Here is a 22,980-nt window from a genome sequence, read left to right as displayed (position 1 = left end):
TGACACCTAAAAAACCGCGCAACGCTTAGTCAATGCAAACATCTTTGACATTATCTACTGTATTTTTGCAGCGTATGTTTGTAGCTATCCATTTGCATGTAGTCATCTAACGCCGAATTAAATTTTTGAACATCCGCTTCAGCTACACTTGACTGGCTGAACATGACGTAAATATCTCCAGTAGTAACTGTAAAGCCATGTTCAACAATGTAGTTATCTAATCCTTTTCTGCGCAGTATTGACGCTCCCACAAAGCTATCTTCTAAAAAACCGTCAATATCCATATCTAATAATCGGGCAATATTTAATTCCCCCATAATACCACTCACAAAGTTACTAGAGGACGCTTTGCTATCTTGCAAAATGGTAATTTGAGGCCCGTAATAGTAGTCACCTACGACGCCTATTTTGCTACCATTAGCGATAAACTCATCTATATCATTATAGGCGGCACGCTTTTTATCATCATTGCGTATGTACAATGAAAACTGCTCAGTGCGGTAAGGTGCACTAAAATACGCGAACTCTTCTCGCGCTGGGGTTTTTGATGCGCCAATGAGCATATCGACGTTACCTAAGCGTAAGTCTTCTAAAAGCGAAACCCAGGTACCTTGCACATAAGAAACCGTGCATCCCATTTCATTAATAACACCAGTGATAATTTGAATATCGACGCCACTCACCTCACCATCAACGTTGATGTATTGGTAAGGTTCCCAGATATCAAAACCTAAACTATATGAGCAAGGAGGGGATTCAACTTCGTTATCAGTTGACAGTTGAGAGTCTTTCAAGGGCTGTTCTTCAGATGTTTGACTTGACAACGTTGCCTGTTGTGGACTGCATGCAATTAAGGCAAAAGACAAACTCATTACTAATAGCATTTTAAGCATTTTCATAATGGTGGCCTCCATAAATAAACCACCCTAAGTTTAAGTCAGAATTCTAAATTTGCTATTTTTAAACTAGCTTTAACAGCATTCCATCTGATGTAGTCACGTAAGTTTCAGTTATTTAATACAAATTTTCTCTGTAACTCTTTTTTAGGATATTCTACTATTCCACCGTGGCACATCAGTTGGGGAAATTAATGGATAAACAAGTCAGTTCTAGATCAACAAGTCAAAAAGCATTACGAATCAATCTCGACGAAAAAAAATACGGGACTATTGTTGAAATAGGCGCAGGACAAGAGGTTGCCAGACAATTTTTCATAGCCGGCGCGGCAGCCGGAACCATAGCTAAAACAATGTCTGCCTATGACATGGTTTTTTCAGATGCAATCTATGGCGTGCAACAAGACGGACGTTATGTGAGCCAAGCTCGCGTTCAAGCAATGATGGAACAAGAATTCGATTTAGTCGTAGATCGAGTTGGCAATATTCGCTCTAAAAGTTCTCGTTATTTTGCCTATGCCGCAACAGTAGCTGCTAAGAGCTTTGGCCGCAAAAACGAATGTCACGCTTGGATTGGTATTCGTATTCAAATGTACCCTGGTGCAGAGCCTTCTGATATCAAAGTACATGTGCGCATGTTTGACGACAATGCTGAAGCTCAGCAGCAAGCATTAGGCGTAATTGGTGTGAACTTAATATACGCTGCTTATTTCTATTTTGAAGATCCTAAAATGATTATCGATTCATTAACCGATAATATAAAACCTAACCGTGTTGAAATTGATTTTATCGACTTCAAAGGTCCTTACTTCCTTGATGTAGACAATCGCGCGAAGAATCTGCACTTAATCCGCAGTTGGAAGACCCGTGCAGTTATGTTCAAACCCGATGGCAGCGTGGCGATCCCGGCTGAATTGTTGTACAAAAAGAATATCCTAACCATTCGCGGCTCGTTCAGACCAGTCACTAAACTCAATGTAGATATGATAGAACAAGGGCAAACCTCGTTTTATGAACTAAAAGATGTGAGTAAATCGAATACCGCGGTTATTGCTGAAATATCATTAAATGATATGAAAGGGAATGACGCGCAAATGCCCGAAAAAGACATAGTAGCGCGAGTGCAATTGCTTAATTCGTTGGGTTATAACGTAATGGTTTCAGACTATACCCGTTATTTCTCGTTGCGGGCTTACTTCCGCCAATACACAAAAATGCAAATTGGCATTGTAGTGGGCATGGTTAACATCAAACAGATTTTTGATGAAGACAGCTATAAAGGGGTTGAAGGCGGAATAATGGAAGGTTTTGGTAAACTATTTCCAGACAATACCCGAATGTATATTTACCCTGAGATAGACGAGAATGGCCAACTTAACGATTTCACCCTAGTTAAAGTGCCAGAACATCTACGCTTCTTATATCGACATTTATTGGAAAATGGCTACCTTGCTGGTATTGAGTGCAGTGATAACGAATTATTTTCGATTTACTCCCGAGACTTATTGAAACAACTCTCCTCAGGTCGCGGAGAATGGGAAAATGCGGTTCCACAAAGTGTTGCTGAAGAAATCATAGCAAATAAGTTTTTTGGTTATCGAGAACGCTAACGACGGCAGTACGTATTCACACCTAAAAAATGGCAGATTATCTGCCATTTTTTTTACTTCCAATTCAGCTTTTATTAATACATTTCTAAAATCAGCAAAATATTGCGCAAGATCAATAAAGGATTTCGCTAACCAATTAAACTGCAATGACTAAATGATTATTGCGAAAACAACATGAACTCAAAACGCTTTTTCGATCCTCAATTACTTGAAAAGTATAATACTAATGGGCCACGTTATACCTCCTACCCTACGGCATTATCCTTTAACGAGTCTTTCTACAATGATGATTTGATCAAAGCAGTAAAAACCTCACCTAATACAGATCTGTCTCTTTATATACATATTCCGTTCTGTCATAGCCTTTGTTATTACTGTGGCTGCAACAAAATAGTTACTCGTCACCCTGAAAAATCGGACGACTATATGTTCTATTTAATAGGTGAAATTACCCAGCGCCAAAAGCTCTTTAAAAAGCATGTTGTTCGGCAAATTCACTTAGGCGGAGGTACGCCCAGTTTTCTCAGTAAACAACAACTTTCGAATTTAATGGCCGTGTTAAAAAGCCATTTCGTTCTCAGCCAAGATGTTGAAATTGGCATAGAGATAGATCCCAGAAACTTAACTTTAGACTATATCGATCACCTTGCTAACATCGGTTTTAATCGACTCAGTATCGGCGTTCAAGATATCGATCCGCAGGTGCAAAAAGCGATAAATAGAGTTCAGTCCACTGAATTGATCGAGCAAATCGTTAACCAAGCGAATAAGATTGGATTCAGATCCGTTAATTTAGATCTTATCTATGGTTTGCCCCATCAGACACCCGAACGATTTGAACGCACTTTGGACAAAGTGATTCAAATGGGTGTGCAACGGATATCGCTGTTTAGCTATGCGCATTTACCTGAACGCTTTCCAGCGCAGCGCAAATTGCGTGATGAATGGCTCCCCAATGCTGCGCAAAAACTGGCATTGATGAAATTGGCAATTGAACGATTCCTAGATGCAGGCTACATGATGATCGGTATGGATCATTTTGCCAAACCTAATGACGAACTTGCCTTGGCTCAAAAGCGCCACCAATTACACCGAAACTTCCAAGGTTACACCACCCATGCAAACTGTGATTTATTAGGGTTTGGCGTATCGGCTATTAGTAATATTGGTGACTGTTATAGTCAGAATTACAAACAGTTAGCCGACTATTACCAAGCTTTAAATGAATCAGATAACGCGGTTCACAAGGGGGTTAAATTAAATCTCGATGACCAAATAAGGGGCTTTGTCATTAGCCAATTAATGTGTAATTTTCAAGTCGACAAATCCCAAGTTGAAAACCTATACGACATTCATTTCGACAGCTATTTCCAGCAAAGTCTGCGTTCGTTACAACCTTTTGTAGACGACAATCTTGTGGAAGTGGATGCATTGCAAATTAAGGTCAAAAACAAAGCTAGATTGCTGATAAGAAATATTTGTATGAGCTTTGACGGGTATATTAAAAATCAACATATACATAGATACTCAACCGTCATTTAAACAGCTTAGGCTCACATTTGAACGCTACAGTAAGCCAGCCTTTTTAATACTCAAATAGGTATTTAATACATTTGGAGTGAGGTGAGAAGCTGGCGCATTGATGCAAATTACGCCCTTTTGTTTTAAGCGTTGTACATTACGATCTATGGATTTTTTAATTTTATGGGCTGAGGCATACATAATTGCTTGTTCGAACGTTTCTACTGGCTCGTCGTCAATACGCTTGTAAATAGGCTCTTCGATACTAATTACGGCCACCAAATGCTTAGCTTTAAGTAATTGTACCGCTTTGAGCAAATCTTCAAAATCTTCATCACGAAGACAAGTGACTAGCAAAATTAACGCTCGTTTCGGTTGCTTGACCAACAACTCTTGGGCTGCACTTAAATAATCACTGGCTATTTTTTGCGGATACAGATCATAAAAATGCTGCATGACTTTACTGACATTTTGGGCCCCTCGAACATGACTTAACCAGCGAGACTCACTTCCAAAGCTTTGCAAACTAAGGTTGTCGCCATTTTTCAAAGCGGTGTAAGACAGCATGATCAATGAGTTAAGTGCGTGATCAAAATAGCTCAGATCGTCGTCCTGCACACGCATACGTCGGCCTGAGTCTAACATTATGATGACATGCTGATTTTTTTCTTCCTGATACTCTCTTGAAATGAGTTTGTTAAACCGGCTAGTTGCTCGCCAGTCAATTTGTTTAATACTTTCGCCTTCACGATAGTCACGTAACTGCAGAAAATCCATGCCACTGCCACGTTTATTAAACTTTTTTAAGCCTGCTTGGGTTAAGTTAACGCTACCTTGCAAACCAGCTAAATCTGAAATGGCAGTAAAATTAGGGAATACTTTATGTTCGCTAACGTGTTCAATCCAATACACATAATCCCAAAAGCCAAACTTCGATTCGACTTTAATTTCAGTAGCCGAAATTTGCGAAGGCCCCCTTCGACTTGGCGTAACTTGATAGTCAAACTCTGCGATTTGTCCGGGTTCTAATCGACAACCGTGAAAGTTGTTAGAACAATGCCAGTGCTCAGGGATTATCTCACTGCACTGGAGGCTCAAGGTATAATACCCACGATTAGCCATAGCAATGCTAACCTTTTGTTCCACATGCACGGATAAATTGCTCGGCACTTCTCTTTTAACTGCCACTTGCGGTGGGTGGCGACTGATAATTAAATCGTACCCAGCCAATGCAATAGCAATTAGCGCCAGTCCCATGGGTAAACCAGACAATTGCGTTAAGCCATTAAAATGAATAACAATTGGCAATGCCAAACCCACTATGCACAGCACAGAAAAGCATTTAAGTAATCGCTTTGAAGGAGCTAACCTAATACGTTTCATTGCCTTGGAGAAGCCGCCTGTTGAATTATTTCTGATAGCACTTGCTCTGCCGAAGAACCGGATATTTCCCGCTCTGCAGACAAAATAATACGATGTCGCAAAACAGGTAAGAGCATGGCTTTAATGTGGTCAGGAGTCACAAAGCCTTGACCTTCACATAGGGCTTTCACTTTCGCCGCTTGCACTAGCGCTATACTTGCGCGGATCCCTGCACCATGCACAATCCCATCCCACTCACGGGTTGCACGCACTAAGCCTACCGCATAGTCCACAACCTTATCGTCTATAAGCACCTTACTTACCAAGGCTTTAAGTGATAATGCATCTTGCTTGCTCAGTACACTTTGAATCGAGGCATTGACTATACCTGTTTGATTTTCAGTATTCAGTTTGGTTAAGGTGATTTCATCCTGATGCTCTGGGTAACTCACGAGCACCTTCAACATAAAGCGGTCGAGTTCAGCCTCTGGTAACGGGTAAGTGCCTTCATTGTCGATGGGGTTTTGGGTTGCCAACACCATAAATGGGGTTTCTAGCGGCATACTCTGCCCATCAATGGTGATTTGATATTCCTGCATCACTTCTAATAACGCAGCCTGAGTTTTTGCCGGCGCTCGGTTAATCTCATCTGCCAGTAATAAATGCGTAAAAGCCGGCCCCTTGCGCAACGCGAATTTACCAGTTGCCATGTCTAACATCGAGTGACCTGTTACATCGGCAGGCATCAAATCAGGTGTAAATTGCACCCGTTTATAATTTAAGTCGATGCTCTTTGCCAACGCGCGTATTAACAAGGTTTTGCCTAAACCTGGCACCCCTTCAAGTAACACATGGCCGCCAGCTAAGAAAGCAATAATCACTTGTTCTACAACATCATTTTGACCAATTAACAGGCGCTGAACATTGCTTTTCAGAGCGTTAATTTGCGCACATGCTTTTTCAAGGGTTTGACCATCAATTAACGATTCTACTTGGCCTTCAACACTGTCTTCTTGCACAGGTATCTCGGGCGTTGGATTGGGATCTAATTCAGCGTCATTCATAACATTTTCCTGAGAGTCTGGAGACTCGCTATACTTTGGGTAAATTGGGTTTCATTAACTTGAGCTTGACTAAACATAAGTGTGTTGATGGTTTCGATTGGCCAATGACTTATCTGTGACAATTGTTCAAGCATTTGTTGTCTGTCTGCACTCTTAGTGGCGGGGCGCTTTTTGTGTAAAGCGACAATAATAGAATGACGAATTTCGTCGATTAATTCCCGCTGCTGTTTTTGCCGCCAATAAAACTCACCAGCGGCTTTAATATGCAATGAAAAAGGCGTGTAATTATGTTCATCGATACGCAAAATAGGACCAAAACGCATCGCCCAGTGCCACATACTCAGGGCAAGCAATACGCTACCGAACCAGATAAAATAAGGCGCAAAATCGTACAATAAACTAAACCAATGAGGCAGTTCCTGGGTCGAAAAAACGTACACTTTCGATGAGTTGCCCACTAATTGATCTAATAGCTCCACATTATCTTCGTAAGCTATTTGATAATTATTCCAAATATAAACATCGGTTAACATAGTAACCAATCCATCGCCCATCTCCATTTGCGCAAATGTGGGCCCGTATAAATCCCCTGCAGTATAAAAAACACTTGGATCTGCAGGTAAAACTAAACGATAACGGTTTTCTAAATTAACCATTAGGGGCTGGTCATCTGGGTTGATTATTTCAGTTGGAGTAAACACGTTCTCGGTGTCTTCTGGCAACCAATTAACAGCGAGGTTTAATTCTTGAATAAGTGCATTGGCGCGAAAAACATCAGCGTCTTGGCTAGCATTAAGGGCCATAATCAGGTGACCACCAGAATTTACCCAGTCAATCAGTTGCTTCGCTATAGCCTTAGATAACGCAATTTCGCCTTCGGATAAAACGATGGTGTCGTCTGTGGTGGGAAAAATGGCAGATTCATTGTTGGCATACAACAAACGGTAATCTTCCAGTAATTGTACTTCAGTACCTTCCGCCTCAAGGAACAATTTAGCCGCTAAAAACGGTTGTTCGCGGGCTTCGTCATTAAAACCTATGTCGGTTACTTTTTCATAAGACTCAAAACCATTATACAAAAACACGCCAGCAACCAATATTATCAGCGCCATTAATACCCGTACTGTCCAGGTTTGCTTTGCTTCCACAGGCTGTAAATTTGAGGTACTCATGTTGCGTTTCTCATCTTCCAACCTCTGCATCTGCAAACAGGGTTTTCCACTGTTCACATAACAGTTGCATAGTTGTTTTTTCTGGCCATTTATGTGCCCAGGCTAAGTGCACCCAAGTGTCGACTAGGCGTTGCATAAACTCACTTCGTTCACCGACAACCGAGGTTTTAATCACTTCAAGGCATTCCCGTTCGGTCATTGATTTGGTCAAAGGTAGAGCCTGCTCTTTACTGATTTCCAGTAAGCTGGTTATCAACATTAATGACATCAATTTGCGATAGGCTTTAGCGTCGAACAGTAAATCTATTTCTGACACGACATCATCAGGCATGGCATCGCCTTGATAAGCCTGACTAAACAAAGGCATTTCTAATTCATCTGTTGCGGGTTGCTTAGGCGATTGATTAAAAAAACCTTTAATATTGTCTTTTGACAGATAAACCAACAATAACAAGGTAACGCCAAACGCCAGCCACATTAGTACTTCAGAAAAATTTGCAAAAAACATCAAGCCATTGACTAACCAAGACGGTAAATCAGAGCTTGTTTTCTCACTGTCACTTTCAGCTTCGTCGTCTGACCCCCAGCCCACCCAGCGATAATCAGTTTCAGTTTGCTGACCATTGAAAGGCGGCACATCAAGTATTGCTTGAATCTTTGCTTCACTTTCAAACTCAATATTTTGTTGGTTTGCGGGATCTGTATCTTTAAGCTCTGAATATTGATTATCTTCAAACTGCGGTAATTCAATTTTTGCTGAGCTATCTTCTGCCCAACTTTCAGATACCGGTGAAAAACATAACATCACTGCTAAAATGCAACTTGCCACCGCCCCTAATGCTGGTTTGGTAACTTTATTAATGGCTCGTTTGAAGCCAATTTCTATGTCCCACGCTTCTAAGATAACTCGCCGGTTTAGATAGGCTGCGAAACTACCTGCAATATAAATAGGCGCAATAAGTAAATAAGCGAGGTAAGTAAATAGGTTAAATGTCAGTTCGGTACCCCAATTATCGCTCGTGATCACCAGCCAATAATCAAACTCCACTCCCGCCGGCACCACATAACTAATAAGGGCCACTAAACCAAAGATAATGATCAGCTCCCAGCCGAGACAGATAAATGTCCACCAAGCGGTATTATCATCAATCGTTCGATGCAAGATAGATAAACGCTTGCTGCGAGCAACACCATCTAGACCTTCTAATTGTTGAATGGCTAAATCAAACCCGCGAGTAGGTGATAACCGACGCCAGGTAATACTAGCAAACCATTGTTTTTTCAATAATCGAGGCCAAGCTCTAATCGCATCTTTAGCGGTGACCGTCTCGCCAAACACCTGACGACTCAAGATATGCAGCAAACCTCTTTCATACAGAGGCTTCAACCACCAAAAAGCGACTACACCCCAAACAATATCAATGGCACAGGCCAATACAAATATGGGTAAGGTAACCACCAGCCAAAAACTGATTAATGATCGATACCAACGCAAGGCCATGCGGCAACCTAAATCAAAGGACCGCCAACTATTACGAGGACGAATTTCCAACGTTAGGTTATCAATATTCACGACGATTTCTCGCCAGAACGAGGGTTTCTAGGAAAAATGTAGAGCAAAATCCACAGCCAACAGGCGCTGCCCACTGCATATTTCACTGCATTGGGAAGTAGTGTGCTACTCGACCAAAAAGCTTCAATGAACGCAGCAACCACCAACATTAAAAATGCGCCAAAAATAATCGGAAATGTAATTTTACCGGCCTGTTTCAAAGCCGCCGTGCGTGACAATTGCCCCGGTCGAATAATATGCATTCCTACTACGCCCCCAGCAGCCGCAGACAACACAATGGCCGTTAATTCAAATGAACCATGGGTAATAACAAAAGAAAAAAATGTACTAGAAAATCCGACATTCACGATATGAGCACTCACCGCACCAAAAAATATAGCGTTAAACAGTAAGTAATAGAGTGTTCCAAACCCCAATAAAAAACCTCCCACAAAACACTGAAATGCAATGGATATATTATTTTTTATATAGAATCCAAACATTAGAAAATCGCTATCAGAATCTCTTTCGTTTCGATAGTTTCCGGTGGTTTCATCGATGCGGGATGCCGGATCGTACATTTGTTCTAATTGGGTAACTTGCGAATTGGGCATTACATTTCCCACAAATTCTGGTTCTATCATAGTGACCGAAAAGGTAATTAGGGCTAAACCATAAAATAATATATGTGCCCAAATCACATAGCGGCGAATAAGCAATAACTGAGCGGGAAAATCGTACTTAACAAATTGCCAAAATGGTGCCCAAACCCGGTTACTCGGTTTGTACAAACACTGCTGCCCCTGTAGCAAAAGATCGTTTAAGCGGGAAATTAACGCTGGGCTATAAAGGCGACTTTTTGCCACGGCCAAGTCATGAGTTAACTGCCGAAATGCATGGGGAAGATCAATATCGTATTCATGCAGTTTATTGGGATCTTTTATCGCTTCAGCAAAATCTGACCATTGTTTTTGACGTGATTGAATAAAATCATGCTGCTTCATGCTTTACCCACCAAATTAGCCGCAATAGACTTAAGTTGGCTAACGGCTTCAGGACCTTGCACATTGAGAATGGGTGATAAAATATTGGCTAATTCTTGCTGCCGCTGAGCACTTAAGGTTTTACTGCGCTCAGCAAACGCTATAATCGATTTCTGCATTTCTGGATCTAGCTGTAGCTCTACATTTTTTTGCTTTTCAAAGTTAAAATAACTCATTCTAAGTGGTGCTTCGTTATACACCACCATAGTGCCGCCAATATAATCCCCTACCCGTTTATTGTGCTTAGAAAGTAGTAGGCAAATTCCCCCTAGCAGATAAAACGAAGGCAAAAAATCAACCGCTCTAAATAAGTTTCGAATTAATGAACCGGCAAGGGTAACTGGCAAACCATTGTCATAAACGACGGTTAAGCCAAAGGATTTTTTACCTGGTGTTTGACCTTTTGTTATTTCAAATATCACTGGGTAAAACCATTCCACCAAAAAAGCCGCTATGAGCATTAACCCTATTCCCATATTACCCGCAAAAGACAAAGCTATACCAGCTGCGAGCATAATGACTAAACGGATAAGTAAATCATAAATAAAGGATAAAGTGCGCACGCCAATACCTGCTGGCGTGAGCTGGATATCAATGCCTTCTGGGGTTTCTAAATTTATTTGATTATCTATTTTCAACCGTATAACTCTTGTTTACTACCCAATAAAAGATATAAATATACCCATAAATACAAAACCCCAATAAATTAAGCCGAGTAAGATAAATATCCAATTGGTTAACGTCAGTGCAGCGTTCTGTGCGCCTTGGGGATCATCACAAACCTGATTTATACGATCTTGGACGTACCAAATAGGTAACAATATCAGCGCGATCGTTGCCAGAAAAAATACTACATATAAGGCGAGTTGATCAACGCTCGGTTCCCAGCGATTAGTTAAAGCAGAAACTATAATGGTGATTACATAAAAAGTTGCCATTAAGCCTGATGCCCTGCACGCAATACCTTTAGACTGCAAGGCATCGTTAACTTGCGCAAACAACGAATGGGTAAAGAATATGTTAAAAATAGCCCTGACAATAGGAGTGCAATCAAAATCGGCATTGTCTTTTTGCAATTTCCAATTACGGTAAAACCAATAAATGAGATAAAGATTAAGTGTACAAAAAGATAAGATAATTAATTTAGTGCGGGAAACCACAAAAAAGGCGTTTTTGTCGATTAAATCATGCTGCTCTAAGTTACCCAAATCGGCAGCCGGAGCGTTATACACACTCTCATTATTATTATAATTTGTCGACATGAACTTCCTTGTACTAACGGCATAACAAACTGAGCACAGACTCGCCTTCGTTTGAGTATGCCATAAACATACTCGATATCCAGCATTTTAATGGGTCTAATTAGACCTTAGGTTAACTGGAAATAATTGGTGAAACATTTATACAATTGTGTACCGCTCAACACCGAAGCGGATGGAAAATGCAAAATCGGAATTAAGTCACATGGTGCACAAATCGTTTCTGTACCCCGTTCATTTTCTAGTTCATCGACATTAAGTACCTTAGCTAGGGGCTCACCCTTTTTGATTTCCATACCGGGTTTTGCTAAATAATCGACTATTCCACCTTGGTGGGTATAAAGGATTTTGTAATTGTTTAGTGTGACTGCCACTCGCTGCATGTCTTTTGGGGTGTATTGGGCATCCACTAGACAGCCTTTGGCATTCAAGTAAGACAGAATACTTTGTGCATCGTACAATCCTTCATCGAAACTAATCACTTCTTGAGAACCCATCTCTAAGGTAAAGGCTTCAACTTCGAACTGGATTGGATTAGCTCTTTTTTCAGTTAATAAGTCTTGTAAACTCCACCAATGGCAAAACGTCGCTTCATCTAAAGCACCAGCAAATTTATTGGGAATCAAAATAACATGAGGAATATTAAACAAAGACGCTGACGCTTTTGCATATTCAGGCACATAGATATGCCTTGTAGAGACAGGCCCATTGTGCAAATCAATCACAATATCGGCATCAAAAGCTAATTGTTGTAATTTTAAGTTAAGCTGTTGCGCAAGCCCTAATCCCCAAGTATCCGTTAACTTATCATCAATTTTCTGTTTGATAGCCTGACGAAAACGGGATTTAATCGATTGCAGCGGTTCATCATTGGCTACCGTATCGACAAATTCAGTCACCAAGTTTTGATCATAATAATAACCCCGATTCCAATTTGTACCATTGATGGGATCAAATCGGCCCAAGGTATACTCACCAGCTTTGATGTTGGTGCCCACCGGATTACAATTTGGTACTAGGGTAATTTCACCACATATATCCAGATTTTTAAGCATCTGAATTAAATGATAAATTACTACATTCCCCTGCACCTCAGCGCCATGAATCGAGCTTTGTAGGTACACCTTGGGACCTGGTTTACTGCCTTTAAAACGATACAAAGGCACGTTCATATTCCGCCCAGACGCGTTTTGCGCAACCACGAGATATTCTTTGGAAAACTGATTCATCTAACGACTCTTAAAAACTTAACTACAATTAAAGAATACGATAATTGAATGCTAACCGTTGTACAAACTTTTACGTTTGCGTGTTAGTGAAACCGGTCAATTCCAGCCTACAACTGGTGACTTTTTTAATAAAGCCACTCGTACACACAAAAAAGACAAAATTAACTCCAATTAGGGGAATAAACATGAAATGAAAATTAATTGCTGGGGCGATATGTGTTGCCCTGCTATCAGGCTGTGCATCGAAAGTTCACTTATCTGAAACGGAAATAATGCAACAATTTCCAGTGCTTGAAAAAGCCACAGAGATGCTAGAGCAGGCCAATATAAATGATTTGGCGTTTTACTCTCCTGAACAAATGAAAGAGGCTCAACGAGCTTATGACAGTGCATTAAGACAAGCTGAATCTGGAAACAATACCGCTAATGCGACCGCCAAAGAAGTCGTTGATAGAATAAACGCTGCGAAGACACACTCGAGCAAAGCAAAATACGTTTTTGAAGAAGTGTTTGTGGCCAGAAATAAAGCCCTTGGAGTCAGCGCTGATACATTGGTGCCAGATAATTTCAATAGTTCTGAAAAGCAATTTAAAAAAATGCTTACGTGGTTTGAAGTAGGTGAAGAAGACCGCGCAAAGCGAGACATCAATGAACTAAAGAATCAATATTTAGCGACCGAACTAGCAGCTCTTAAAACCAATATGCTTAGTGTCGCTCAACGCGCGATTGAGAATGCTGAAAAGCAGAACTTGGACGATGTAACGCCTATCCTTATCTCTCAAGCTAAAGATGAATATCAGCTAGCATTAAGTACTTTGGAAGCGGATAGAGCAAATACTCAAAAAGCCAATGTGCATTCTAACAAAGCGATTTGGCTGGTCGAGCGGGCCAAGGGTGTTGCCGAGATCAATCAATATTTTAAAAATGCGGATTTCAGTGAAGAACAAAAAGTGCTTTGGTACCAAGATCAATTACAAACCGCAATGTCTCCAATTTCAGGTGATTTAGCATTCAATCAGACCAACAAAGAGGTCATTGCTGATGTACAGCGAACTGTTAGTTCAAAATTAGCCGAAAACCAGATGAATAGCCAACGTATTGAAGAACTTAATACCCAGTTAATGACCTTGCAAACATCTTCGAAAGATAGAGAATCACAAATAACCCGAGACAAAGACGAAGCTCTTTTATCCGCGCAACTTCAGTTGGAAAATGAGCAACAAGCTAAACGCGAAGACAGTGCAAGATTTGCAGGCGTGCAATCTTTATTTAATCAGGAAGAAGCGACGGTTTATCGTCAGTTAGATAATGTATTAATTCGTGCTCACGGGTTTTCATTTAAGACTGGAAGTAGTGAAATTGAATCATCTAACTTTGCGTTGTTGAACAAAATTATTGATGCGGTGAGACGTTTCCCTGCCTCAAATATTTTGGTAACCGGTCATACCGACGCTACCGGCAGCGCTGAATTAAACTTAGATTTATCTAAAAACAGAGCAAAGACCGTGGCTGACTTTATGACTAAAGTGGGCAATATTGACGATAGTCGTATTGAATCCCAAGGATTTGGTAAAGAAAAACCTGTCGCCAGCAATGAAACACCGGAAGGTCGAGCTCAGAATAGACGAGTAGAAATCCTGATCATCAATTAACTAAAGTTGGGGGGATGTAAAACATCTGCCCCAAAAGTAGTTGCTATCACCAAATGAGCTTTGAGCAAAAGCTAGTTAGAAGTAATGTTTTTTTGAGATTCAGCCTTTAGAAAACATAATTTCATAACTGTGAGATCCATATACATTAACATGGGGTATTAACCTATTATTGTTTAAATTGATTATTAAGGATCAAGGCATTGAGCACCCCCATTAGCATCATGTGGTTTCGGCAAGACCTTCGCCTGCGGGATAACCCTGCACTGCTCGAGGCTTGTAACAACGGCGATGTTATCCCCGTTTATATTTATGATAATTGCAATGCCGAAAGTTTCACACCAGGCGCAGCCAGTAAATGGTGGCTGCATCACTCGCTACACAGCTTGAACAAATCACTAGACGGTAAGCTGCATATCGCTAGCGGCAATCCCATTGATGTATTACAAAAGATTATTCAACAAACTGGGGCGACTCAAGTTGTCTGGAATCGCTGCTATGAACCCTGGCAGATACATCGCGATAAAGCAGTAAAACAGCAGTTGCAAGAAGATGGCGTGCAGGTAAATAGTTTTAATGGCTCTTTATTATGGGAACCTTGGACAATCATGAACCAGAGTGGTTCGCCTTACAAAGTGTTCACTCCTTTTTACCGCAAAGGATGTTTAAAAGCGCCTTCTCCTCGTTCCGTTGAGGCAGCCCCAAAACAAGCTAATTTTATTTATCAAAATAAGCTGGATCAAGGAATAGATAGCCTTGAGTTGTTGCCGGAAATTAGCTGGTACAAACAGATGCAACAACAGTGGCAGCCTGGCGAAGAGGGAGCCGGTGTTTCACTGAGTGAGTTTTTAAATGAGCCAATAAATGATTACAAACAAGCCCGTGACGTACCCAGCCTTAATGGCACATCTCATCTTTCACCGCATTTACATTTTGGAGAGATATCTCCAAACCAAATATGGTATGCCACCTTACATAAATTTAACGGCAGCATGGAAGACCCGCACATGGATTGTTTTTTAAGTGAAATTGGCTGGCGTGAATTTAGTTATTACTTGTTATATCACTTTCCGACCTTACCCAGTGAAAATTACAATGCCAAATTCAATCAATATCAGTGGCGTGGTCGCAATAATGACTTGCAAGCGTGGCAACAAGGTCAGACAGGCGTGCCCATTGTTGATGCGGGTATGCGTGAACTGTGGCAGACCGGTTACATGCACAACCGTGTGCGCATGATCGTTGGCTCCTACCTAGTGAAAAATTTACGGACCCATTGGCATCATGGCGAGAGCTGGTTTTGGGATTGTTTATTGGATGCGGATTTGGCCGCCAATAGTGCGAGCTGGCAATGGATAGCTGGCTCAGGTGCCGATGCATCGCCCTTTTTTAGGATTTTCAATCCTGTTACGCAAGGTGAAAAATTTGATAGTGAAGGTGAATACGTACGTCATTACTGCCCTGAGTTAAAACACCTTCCCAACAAGTACATCCATAAACCATGGGACGCACCTAAAGAAGTCTTAGCAACAGCAGGAATCCGTCTTGGTGATGAATACCCTCACCCATTGGTGGATTTAAAAGAGTCGCGCCAACAAGCTTTAGATGCCTATGAAGCGGTTAAAAACGCCTAAATGACAGGATGAAATGAAAGCCATGGCAAACACCTTAAGATTAATTCTCGCCGATCAGCTAAGTATGTCGGTAGCAAGCCTGCGAGATTGTGACAAAAACAGTGATTTAATTTTGATGGCGGAAGTAAAAACAGAAGCCAGCTATGTAAAACATCACAAAAAGAAAATCGCATTTTTATTTTCTGCCATGCGTCACTTTGCCAAAGAATTAACGGACTCAGGGTATCAAGTCCGTTATATAAAATATGAAGATGTTGATAACCAAGGCAGCCTTTTTAAGGAAGTGGAGCGGACCTGTCAAAACCTAGAGATAGATAAAGTCGCGCTGACATTTCCCGGCGAGTACCGTGTACTTAAAGATTTTCAAAGTTGGCAACAAAAGCTAGGTATTCCCGTGGAGATCTTGGACGATGACCGCTTTTTAAGTCATATAGATGATTTTGCTGATTGGGCAAAAGATAAAAAACAACTGCGAATGGAGTTTTTTTATCGACAAATCCGTCAGTCAAGTATGACCTTGATGGAAGCTGATCAACCCAGCGGGGGTAAATGGAATTATGACAGCGCTAACCGCAATGCTATGGATAAAGATGTCGAGGTTCCTGCGCACACTCAGTTTGACCCCGATCACATCACTCAAGATGTATTGAAACTGGTTGAGTCTGAATTTGCTGAGCATTTTGGCAATTTGGACAATTTTCACTTTGCCACCACACGTCAGCAAGCCTTAGTGGTGTTGAAAGATTTTGTCAGCCAAAGGTTACTAAACTTTGGCCAATATCAAGATGCCATGGTGCAAGGTAAACCTTGGCTTTTTCATTCCCATATCAGCTTTTATTTGAACTGTGGATTACTGCTGCCCAAAGAGGTCGTTGAGCTTGCTGAGAATGCATATCGTAATGGCGAAGCCCCGCTTAATTCCGTCGAAGGTTTTATTCGTCAGGTTATTGGCTGGCGAGAATATGTCAGAGGTATTTATTGGCTAAAAATGCCCGATTACAAAAAGCAAAATGCGTTGCATGCACAGCGAAAATTACCAGATTTTTTCTGGAATGCAGAAACCGATATGAATTGTTTGCAGCAATGCATCAGCGAAACACGAGACAACGCCTATGCCCATCATATTCAACGTTTAATGGTATTGGGTAACTTTTTGTTATTGGCTGGGGTGCACCCTGATGATGTCAATGAGTGGTATTTGATTGTGTATGCCGATGCCTATGAATGGGTGGAAATGCCCAATGTTAGCGGCATGATTTTATATGCTGATGGTGGACTACTCGCGAGTAAACCCTATGCTGCAAGCGGAAGTTATATCAATAAAATGTCGAATTACTGCCAACATTGCCATTACAACGTCAAACTGAAAACTGGTGCCCAGGCCTGTCCATTCAATTATCTTTATTGGGACTTTTTAGATCGCAATCGAGAAAAGCTCGCCACAAACCCAAGGTTAGGCATGCCATACGCCACGCTAAATAAGATGAAAGATGACAAAATAAGACATATTCGCCAAGACAGCGATATATTTTTTAAGGCATTAGATAACAATGAACGTGTGTAGTTGTGGCTTAGCCTCGGGAAAAATCCCGTGCTACACCTTGTTGGCGATGCGTTAACACCGCGTTAGTTTCGATGTATCAAACAGCCACGGGATAAATCCCGTGCTACATCTTGTAGGTGGATGAGTTAGCCCCGCGTTAGCCTCGATGTATCAAACAGCCACGGGATAAATCCCGTGCTACACCCTGTAGGCGGGTGCTTTAGCACCGCGTTGGGGACTAAATTAACGTTTTTTGTTGGACTTGCCCGCCGCCTTGTTGTGGGGCTGGTTATCACTGAATCGTGTCAATCCTTGCTGAGCCTTAGCATTTCCTTTGCCTTTGGCATATGCCTTGTTTCGAGACCGTTTTGCATATGCATTGTGCGCCTTACCACTTAGTTCCTCTTTGCTTTCTAGAGGCACTAGATGCTTGGGTCCGTTGCCAATCAAATGCGCTTTACCCATTTCTTTCAATGCTTTGCGGATCACTGGCCAGTTTGCTGGATCGTGATAACGCAAAAAAGCACGATGCAAACGGCGGTGTATCTCACCTTTGGGCACTGTAACTTGCTCACTTTTGTGATTGACTTTATGAATCGGATTTTTACCCGTGTGATACATGGTAGTGGCGTTGGCCATCGGTGATGGATAGAAATTTTGCACCTGATCCAATTTAAAATTGTGCTCTTTTAACCACATGGCCAAACTCACCATATCCATATCTTCTGTGCCAGGATGGGCAGAAATGAAATATGGAATAAGATACTGAATTTTACCTGCTTCTTTGGTGTATTTATCGAACATTTCTTTAAAACGCTCATAAGTACCCATACCAGGCTTCATCATCTTATCCAATGGCGCTTTTTCAGTATGTTCTGGAGCTATTTTTAAGTAGCCGCCCACATGATGGGTGACTAATTCACGAACATAATTAGGATCTTCAATGGCCAAGTCATATCGCACCCCTGAAGCAATCAATACCTTCTTAACACCTTCCACTTTACGAGCTTTTTTGTAAAGCTCAACGGTAGGTGTTTGATCGGTGTCCAAATGTCCACAAATATCCGGCCAGACGCATGAAAGACGGCGACATGTTTGTTCCGCCTTTGCGCTCTTACATCGCAATTTATACATATTCGCAGTCGGACCGCCTAGATCAGAGATCACGCCGGTAAAACCGGGAACTTTGTCGCGAATTTGTTCAATTTCACGGATAATTGACTCTTCTGAGCGACTTTGAATAACCCGGCCTTCATGCTCTGTAATCGAACAGAAAGTGCAACCACCAAAACAACCCCGCATGATATTCACCGACGTTTTAATCATATCGTAAGCAGGAATTTTAGCTTTCCCATAACTAGGATGAGGTACGCGAGCATAGGGTAAATCAAACACCGCATCCATCTCTTCAGTTTCCAATGGAAAAGCAGGCGGGTTAATCCAAATAATGCGATCACCGTGGCGCTGGGCCAGTGCACGAGCACAACCTGGATTGGTTTCTTGATGCAAGATCCGTGATGTATGGGCGTAATGTGTTTTCTCTGCACGTACCACATCATAGGGAGGTAGCATGACGTACGTCTTCTCCCAAGGCTTTCTGCGCTGAGATTTAGAAGTAAATGGCTGAACTACGACCGGTTTCGCTTTTTGCGCGTCATCGATAACTTTGTTTTGTTCATCTTCAGCTACCGCACACTTATCTTCAATGTATTCATAGGGGCTGGGAATAGGATCAATTTTTCCAATTACATCAACGTGTGTAGAATCCACACCTTGCCATTCAGGTAATGGCTCTTTGCGAATTACTGCAGTACCACGGACATCTTGCATGTCAGCAATAGTCTCACCTGCGGCGAATCGATGGGCGATTTCCAGTAACGGACGTTCTGCGTTACCAAACATCAACATATCTGCTTTTGAGTCAAATAAAACAGAGCGTTTTACTTTGTCTGACCAATAATCGTAGTGGGCAATTCGTCTTAAACTGGCTTCAATACCACCAATGATGACTGGTTTTTTGTAGGCTTCTTTACAGCGTTGAGTATAAACGGTAACGGCTCGGTCAGGGCGCTTTCCACCTTCATTATTGGGGGTATAAGCGTCATCGTGGCGTAATTTTCGATCCGCTGTATAGCGGTTGATCATAGAATCCATATTGCCAGCGGTTACCCCAAAAAATAAATTGGGTTCACCTAACTGCATAAAATCTTTTTTGCTGGTCCAGTCTGGTTGCGAAATAATTCCAACTCTAAAGCCCTGAGCTTCGAGTACACGACCGATTACAGCCATTCCAAAACTAGGATGATCTACGTAAGCATCTCCGGTCACAATAATAATGTCACAGCTATCCCAGCCTAACTGATCCATTTCCTTTCGAGACATTGGCAAAAATGGAGCGGGGCCAAAACATTCAGCCCAATATTTAGGATAGGAAAATAGCCCTCTTTCAGCTTTCATTCGCTGAACAGGCTGTCGCATAACAGTCATGTATTGTACCAAGAAGTTAAGGGTTCAAAATTTCGCGGAGTATACCAGAAAAAGCCTTTGGACAAGAATAATATCGCGATAAAGGACGCATCCTTCTACAGCTAAGTGTCAAGTAATCTGCTCACTCTTTGTACATTTGTGTGTTGGCAGCAGATTGCTCGACATGGAAGTTCTCTGCTGTTCAGGCTACTCGTTGATTATCCTGACTTCTTTTTCTTGCCTCCTGCGCTTCGGGTTTACTCTTTACTCGCCATTCCGCTTGCTCTCTACTCGTCATCCCGCTTGCTCTCTACTCGTCATCCCGCTTGCTCTTTACTCGTCATCCCGCTTGCTCTTTACTCGTCATCCCGCTTTGCAATCACCTCAATGCCGAAACCATTATCAATTACTTGTAATTCAATGGGTTGGCAACATATTTGGCAATCTACTATTTGCTGCTGATTGATGTCGTTGGCTTCATCTATCTCCAGATCGTTGTAAGTCATACAATATGGACACTCAAATTTACTTGCTACTGTGAGGCTCATGGCTACTCCTTGAGTTGTAAAAGATTAATTTGTTTACGTAAAAGGCGTCGAAAAAGTTTGAAAAACAAACCAATACTGACTGGATATACAGTAGTTTTTAAAATACACTGGCTTTGTGTCCCAGCAAAATTTTTAATCTATTGATGAAAGAACTCCCCAGTAAATACTATTTAACTCATTTTCATGAATTTCTCGCGTTTGTTTCCGGACCCTGTGCACATTTACTCTCTATTGAAGATAGTGCTTTTATCGGTAAATTTCATACTCTTTGTGAAGATGCACAATGTTTGTATGTCCGTGGATTAAATAGAAAATCTCCAATAATCAGACGTAACTCATTGTTTTATGATGAGATTAACGATCACCAATTGCATCTAGAGAGGCTTATAACAGAAGGCTTTTACACTGAAGTAAAAAAAGAGCATCTTGCTGAATTAACTCATAATCTAACCAAACCAGAATTGGCCCAAGTGCTGCGTAATGCGAATGTCAGTTTTAAAAGCTCCCAAAGTAAAGCTGATTATTTACAATTAGTGAATGAGTTTTGTCAATTTGAAGACTTCTGCGCCTTTCTAGATCCCACTGTTGTGTTGCACCGAGGGCAAGATCAGCACATAAACTATTTTTTATTCTTATTTTTTGGTGATCTGAACAGTAACTTATCCAAGTTTTCAATGCGCGATCTGGGGATTATGCCAACTCAACGAGGGGTCAGTACTGACAATGCGCGATTCGATTTCATTGACGAAGCTAAGAGTGCGTTTTTTTATGCTCATCAACGGCGTGAAGTCATGTCTTTATTACCAGAGCAACAAATTGCACTTGCCCAACAGTTCCCATCATTTCCAACTCCACAAGGTACCTTAGCCAATGAACATTGTGACCGTTTTCTATTAAGATTAGGCAAAGCCATACTCCCCCACGACCAGTCTCTTGGCATAAAATTATTAGCCGCATCTTCGGAGCCTTTAGCACAAGAAAAAGTGATCCGTGAAAAGTACAAGTTAGGTGAAAAAGAGTGGGTGAAAAACCGTTTAGAAATGATTATTGAGGAACCAGATTCTGAAGTACTATTATCGTTTGCCGAAGACTTTTTGGCCCGTAAATTTCAGCAAAAACGCACCAGTACGCTCACCGACATGTTACGAGAACAATCAACAACAGTACTTATTGATGAAATGTACATGGATTCGGTGGAACATGGCGTAAAATTGTTTTATCAGAAACAAAAAAAACAGGCCTTTCGCACTGAAAACCGATTGTGGCGAGCATTGTTCGGTTTAGTTTTTTGGCATGAACTTTTTGAAATGGATAGCAATGCGTTAGTCACTGAATTCGATTACAAACCCCAGGCTATCAATCAAAACAACTTTTATAATCTGTACGAACAAGATATTGAAACTCGCCTATACCGAATGACCAGTGCGCAAATCACATTCAAACAAGTATCTAAAGTTATGCTTGAAAAGTACGGTCGCCCCAATGGAATTTTTCGTTGGCACAAATCCTTACTCGAAGTTTTAGCGGTATTTTTTGATCATGTTGACATTGAAGGTCTCAAAGAGCATTTGAGAATGATGGCAAAGGACTTTAAAAACTACGCTGACGGTTATCCGGATATCATGGTAGTCGATAACACCGGACTGAGATTTGAAGAAATAAAAGCCCCTGGAGACCAATTGCGTAAAAACCAATTGTTAACCATAAAGCTACTAAGAAAATCAGGCTTTAAGGTCGCAGTCACTCAAGTTGAATGGTTTTTAGATCCCTTACAACCCTATGCAGTCGTCGATATCGAAACCACGGGCGGTCGTGCAAATCAACATCGTATAACCGAAATAGGTATCGCCAAGGTTGTAAACGGGAAAGTGATCGATACGTGGCAAACGCTAATCAATCCTCAACGGCACATTCCGCAAAAAATCACACAATTAACGGGTATTGATGATGAAATGGTGAGTGATGCTCCCTTATTTGTGGAAATCGCTGAAAACTTACGAAGTTACTTATCTGATTGTGTTTTTGTCGCTCACAATGTCAATTTTGATTATGGCTTTATCCGCGCCGAATTTGAGCGTCTTGAACAAAGTTTTCGCATGCCCAAGTTATGTACGGTACGAGAAATGCGCAAAGCGATTCCAGGCCTTCCGTCTTATTCATTAGCCAACTTAACCCGGCATTTTGGTATTGATATGACTCGACATCACAGAGCCTTATCAGATGCTCAAGCAGCCGCAGAGTTGTTATTTATTATCAACGAAGTGCGTCATGAAAAAGCCAATGGGAGTCGTTTGCGGGGCTAAAGCACCCGCCTACAAGATATATGTTCCCCTCTCCCCTTGTAGCATGGGCTTTAGCCTGAGGGATCCCCACAGCGGCATCAACATTTTGCATCCTCCACTAGGGCTTCGATGGATGCTTTGAGCATGTTC

At 41.4% G+C, this 22,980-nt stretch carries 17 protein-coding genes; 6 read left to right on the top strand and 11 right to left on the bottom strand.

All coding sequences use genetic code 11. The features are described from left to right. Window positions 1-50 precede the first annotated feature (50 nt). Window positions 51-899, bottom strand: a complete 849-nt coding sequence (locus Q4567_RS20560) for an ABC transporter substrate-binding protein (RefSeq protein ID WP_216046360.1) — start codon at window positions 897-899, stop codon at window positions 51-53. A gap of 191 nt (window positions 900-1,090) precedes the next feature. Here Q4567_RS20560 and Q4567_RS20555 point away from each other — a divergent pair, with 191 nt between their 5' ends. After that, window positions 1,091-2,506, top strand: coding sequence for a TonB-dependent receptor (locus tag Q4567_RS20555; protein WP_216046359.1), 1,416 nt, complete (start codon window positions 1,091-1,093; stop codon window positions 2,504-2,506). Between the two features lie 174 nt (window positions 2,507-2,680). After that, window positions 2,681-4,048, top strand: a complete 1,368-nt coding sequence (hemN, locus tag Q4567_RS20550) for an oxygen-independent coproporphyrinogen III oxidase (RefSeq protein WP_216046358.1) — start codon at window positions 2,681-2,683, stop codon at window positions 4,046-4,048. A 24-nt stretch (window positions 4,049-4,072) separates the two neighbouring features. Here the strand turns inward: hemN and Q4567_RS20545 are convergent, their stop codons facing one another. From Q4567_RS20545 to Q4567_RS20510, 8 genes are all read right to left on the bottom strand, one after another. Then, a complete protein-coding gene (locus Q4567_RS20545) occupies window positions 4,073-5,410 on the bottom strand; it encodes a DUF58 domain-containing protein (protein ID WP_303502097.1) in 1,338 nt (445 codons plus the stop codon). Next, on the bottom strand, window positions 5,407-6,453 hold the full coding sequence (locus tag Q4567_RS20540) for a MoxR family ATPase (RefSeq protein WP_303502095.1): 1,047 nt from the start codon (window positions 6,451-6,453) through the stop codon (window positions 5,407-5,409). Before Q4567_RS20540 ends, Q4567_RS20545 begins: the two co-directional genes overlap by 4 nt. Further along, window positions 6,450-7,625, bottom strand: a complete 1,176-nt coding sequence (locus Q4567_RS20535; RefSeq protein WP_303502093.1) for a DUF4350 domain-containing protein — start codon at window positions 7,623-7,625, stop codon at window positions 6,450-6,452. Before Q4567_RS20535 ends, Q4567_RS20540 begins: the two co-directional genes overlap by 4 nt. Window positions 7,626-7,635: 10 nt before the next feature. Then, window positions 7,636-9,198, bottom strand: coding sequence for a hypothetical protein (locus tag Q4567_RS20530; protein WP_216046354.1), 1,563 nt, complete (start codon window positions 9,196-9,198; stop codon window positions 7,636-7,638). Next, a complete protein-coding gene (locus tag Q4567_RS20525; protein WP_303502092.1) occupies window positions 9,195-10,181 on the bottom strand; it encodes a stage II sporulation protein M in 987 nt (328 codons plus the stop codon). Before Q4567_RS20525 ends, Q4567_RS20530 begins: the two co-directional genes overlap by 4 nt. After that, entirely contained in the window at window positions 10,178-10,858 is a 681-nt protein-coding gene (locus Q4567_RS20520) for an RDD family protein (protein ID WP_216046352.1), read from the bottom strand. Before Q4567_RS20520 ends, Q4567_RS20525 begins: the two co-directional genes overlap by 4 nt. Window positions 10,859-10,876: 18 nt before the next feature. Beyond that, the gene (locus tag Q4567_RS20515; RefSeq protein WP_216046351.1) at window positions 10,877-11,482 is read right to left on the bottom strand and encodes a hypothetical protein; all 606 of its coding nucleotides are present in this window, start codon (window positions 11,480-11,482) and stop codon (window positions 10,877-10,879) included. 107 nt (window positions 11,483-11,589) lie between these two features. Continuing rightward, window positions 11,590-12,708: a succinylglutamate desuccinylase/aspartoacylase family protein gene (locus Q4567_RS20510; protein ID WP_216046350.1), complete on the bottom strand. Its 1,119-nt coding sequence runs from the start codon at window positions 12,706-12,708 to the stop codon at window positions 11,590-11,592. Window positions 12,709-12,980: 272 nt separating this feature from the next. Here Q4567_RS20510 and Q4567_RS20505 point away from each other — a divergent pair, with 272 nt between their 5' ends. The 3 genes from Q4567_RS20505 to Q4567_RS20495 all read left to right on the top strand — a co-directional run bounded on the left by Q4567_RS20505 (window position 12,981) and on the right by Q4567_RS20495 (window position 17,555). Beyond that, window positions 12,981-14,360, top strand: coding sequence for an OmpA family protein (locus Q4567_RS20505; protein WP_303502090.1), 1,380 nt, complete (start codon window positions 12,981-12,983; stop codon window positions 14,358-14,360). 200 nt (window positions 14,361-14,560) lie between these two features. Further along, the gene (locus Q4567_RS20500) at window positions 14,561-15,991 is read left to right on the top strand and encodes a deoxyribodipyrimidine photo-lyase (RefSeq protein WP_303502088.1); all 1,431 of its coding nucleotides are present in this window, start codon (window positions 14,561-14,563) and stop codon (window positions 15,989-15,991) included. 22 nt (window positions 15,992-16,013) lie between these two features. Next, entirely contained in the window at window positions 16,014-17,555 is a 1,542-nt protein-coding gene (locus Q4567_RS20495; protein WP_303502086.1) for a cryptochrome/photolyase family protein, read from the top strand. 222 nt (window positions 17,556-17,777) lie between these two features. On the opposite strand, the gene Q4567_RS20490 is transcribed toward Q4567_RS20495, so the two are convergent. Both Q4567_RS20490 and Q4567_RS20485 read right to left on the bottom strand, forming a co-directional pair. Then, window positions 17,778-20,021 (bottom strand): YgiQ family radical SAM protein, encoded by a 2,244-nt coding sequence (locus Q4567_RS20490; protein ID WP_303502084.1) that lies wholly within the window; start codon window positions 20,019-20,021, stop codon window positions 17,778-17,780. A 335-nt stretch (window positions 20,022-20,356) separates the two neighbouring features. Further along, window positions 20,357-20,548, bottom strand: coding sequence for a CPXCG motif-containing cysteine-rich protein (locus Q4567_RS20485; protein WP_216046345.1), 192 nt, complete (start codon window positions 20,546-20,548; stop codon window positions 20,357-20,359). Window positions 20,549-20,691: 143 nt separating this feature from the next. On the opposite strand from Q4567_RS20485, the gene Q4567_RS20480 reads away from it, so the two are divergent. After that, window positions 20,692-22,851, top strand: a complete 2,160-nt coding sequence (locus Q4567_RS20480) for an exonuclease domain-containing protein (protein WP_303502146.1) — start codon at window positions 20,692-20,694, stop codon at window positions 22,849-22,851. Window positions 22,852-22,980: the final 129 nt, after the last annotated feature.

The sequence above is a fragment of the Aliiglaciecola sp. 2_MG-2023 genome (assembly GCF_030548145.1).
GTDB classification, from domain to species: domain Bacteria; phylum Pseudomonadota; class Gammaproteobacteria; order Enterobacterales; family Alteromonadaceae; genus Aliiglaciecola; species Aliiglaciecola lipolytica_A.
The sequence above is the reverse complement of the archived record's forward strand: the minus strand, read 5'-3'. Positions and strand labels throughout refer to the sequence as shown.

Coding starts and splice junctions, on each gene's coding strand:
- Q4567_RS20560 (WP_216046360.1), bottom strand. CDS start 899: ATGAAAATGCTTAAAATGCTATTAGTAATGAGTTTGTCTTTTGCCTTA.
- Q4567_RS20555 (WP_216046359.1), top strand. CDS start 1,091: ATGGATAAACAAGTCAGTTCTAGATCAACAAGTCAAAAAGCATTACGA.
- hemN (WP_216046358.1), top strand. CDS start 2,681: ATGAACTCAAAACGCTTTTTCGATCCTCAATTACTTGAAAAGTATAAT.
- Q4567_RS20545 (WP_303502097.1), bottom strand. CDS start 5,410: ATGAAACGTATTAGGTTAGCTCCTTCAAAGCGATTACTTAAATGCTTT.
- Q4567_RS20540 (WP_303502095.1), bottom strand. CDS start 6,453: ATGAATGACGCTGAATTAGATCCCAATCCAACGCCCGAGATACCTGTG.
- Q4567_RS20535 (WP_303502093.1), bottom strand. CDS start 7,625: ATGAGTACCTCAAATTTACAGCCTGTGGAAGCAAAGCAAACCTGGACA.
- Q4567_RS20525 (WP_303502092.1), bottom strand. CDS start 10,181: ATGAAGCAGCATGATTTTATTCAATCACGTCAAAAACAATGGTCAGAT.
- Q4567_RS20515 (WP_216046351.1), bottom strand. CDS start 11,482: ATGTCGACAAATTATAATAATAATGAGAGTGTGTATAACGCTCCGGCT.
- Q4567_RS20510 (WP_216046350.1), bottom strand. CDS start 12,708: ATGAATCAGTTTTCCAAAGAATATCTCGTGGTTGCGCAAAACGCGTCT.
- Q4567_RS20505 (WP_303502090.1), top strand. CDS start 12,981: ATGCAACAATTTCCAGTGCTTGAAAAAGCCACAGAGATGCTAGAGCAG.
- Q4567_RS20495 (WP_303502086.1), top strand. CDS start 16,014: ATGGCAAACACCTTAAGATTAATTCTCGCCGATCAGCTAAGTATGTCG.
- Q4567_RS20490 (WP_303502084.1), bottom strand. CDS start 20,021: ATGACTGTTATGCGACAGCCTGTTCAGCGAATGAAAGCTGAAAGAGGG.
- Q4567_RS20485 (WP_216046345.1), bottom strand. CDS start 20,548: ATGAGCCTCACAGTAGCAAGTAAATTTGAGTGTCCATATTGTATGACT.
- Q4567_RS20480 (WP_303502146.1), top strand. CDS start 20,692: ATGAAAGAACTCCCCAGTAAATACTATTTAACTCATTTTCATGAATTT.